This is a genomic window from Micromonospora sp. NPDC002411 (assembly GCF_053592955.1).
In genome coordinates this window covers 1-1,335 of record NZ_JBSFBM010000635.1, presented here as the reverse complement: position 1 = coordinate 1,335, position 1,335 = coordinate 1, and the positions used below count along the sequence as shown (strand labels likewise).

Annotated in this window: 1 protein-coding gene; it reads left to right on the top strand. The window is 74.9% G+C overall.

Going from position 1 to position 1,335, the window contains the following annotated elements; translation table 11 throughout:
- The coding region (locus ACWCO3_RS34640) for a tetratricopeptide repeat protein (RefSeq protein WP_450014229.1) at positions 1-1,323 on the top strand (1,323 nt) is incomplete at its 5' end.
- Positions 1,324-1,335: the final 12 nt, after the last annotated feature.

The following is a 1,335-nucleotide window of genomic DNA, read 5'->3' as shown; positions in this document are numbered from 1 at the left end:
GACCCGCGCACGGTGGCCGCCGCGGCGACCCTGGCGGCCGTGCTGCACCGGGTCGGCAGCCACTCCCGAGCTGCCCGGCTCTACCAGGAAGTCATCATCGAGCTGACCGCACAGGACGGCCCCGAATCCCTGCGGGTGCTCGCCGCGCACGCCGACCTGGCCACCGTGGAGTACGCGCGCGGCCAGTGCACGGTGGCCCGTGACCGGCTCCAGGACGCCTGGGAACTGCACCGCGAGGTGTACGGCGACGGGCATCCCAGCGGCATCAAGATGCTGGCGCGGCTCGGGGCGATGCAGCGTGACTGCGGGCAGTTCACCGAGGCACACGACAACCTGGCGCTGGCCCGCGAGCTGTGCCGGCAGCACCTCCCGGCCGATGACCCGCTGGCGGCGCAGGTGGCGGCCCTGGCCCGCGCTGCGGCCAATCCCGACCACGTGTGCACCGACAACCCACCGACCGCCCGGGACACTCCGATCGTGCCGGCCGCCCGCGTCCCACCCCACGACGACGGCCCGGCCGAGTCCGGTCATCCGCCAACGCCTCCGCCACACCACGCCGCGACGGTGGCGGCCGGCGGGGCCGTGCCGAACCCCCGAACACCAGCTGACGAACCCTTCGGGTCGGCGGAGTGGCCACCGGAGCCGGCGAACGAGCCCACGCCGTACCCCACGGACGCCCCGGTGCCCCCGTCGGTGGTCGGGCTGGCCGGCGGCACCGAGGAGCAGTCCGGGGTGTACCGGCTGCGCCGACCGCCCGCGCCAGCCGACCCGTACGCGCCACTGGAGCCGTACACGCCGTCCCGGCTGCTCCCGGTGCCGGTGCACCGCGCGCCGTCGACGCAGCGCAACCGGCTGGTGCCGGTGTTGGTGGCCGGCGTGGTCGTGGTACTGCTCGGCGCGGCTGCGGTGATCGCCGGGGTGGCCCGGGTCGGTGGCGACGACGAGCCGAGCCCGCCGCCGGCCACCGGCTCCCCCACCGCCGCTCCACCGGCCAGCACCGCACCCGCCCCGACCGTCACCCCGCCCACGTCAGGCGCCGCCGCGGCACCGATCGGCAGTCCACCCGGCACTGTGACGTTGCGCGACAGCCGGGACAGCATCGTCCTGAACTGGACGTACCCCGCCGGCAGCGAAGGCCCGGTGGTCATCGCGGGTGGCCGCACCGGCCAGGACAGCAACGTCTTCGCGACCCTGCCCGCCGGCACCACCAACTACGTGATCTACGCGCTCAACCGCACCAACGACTACTGCTTCACCGTGGCGGTCGTTTGGTCCACCGATACCGTCGCGAGCTCCGAGCAGGTCTGCACCCGCCGCCGCTGACCCCGCCGCACT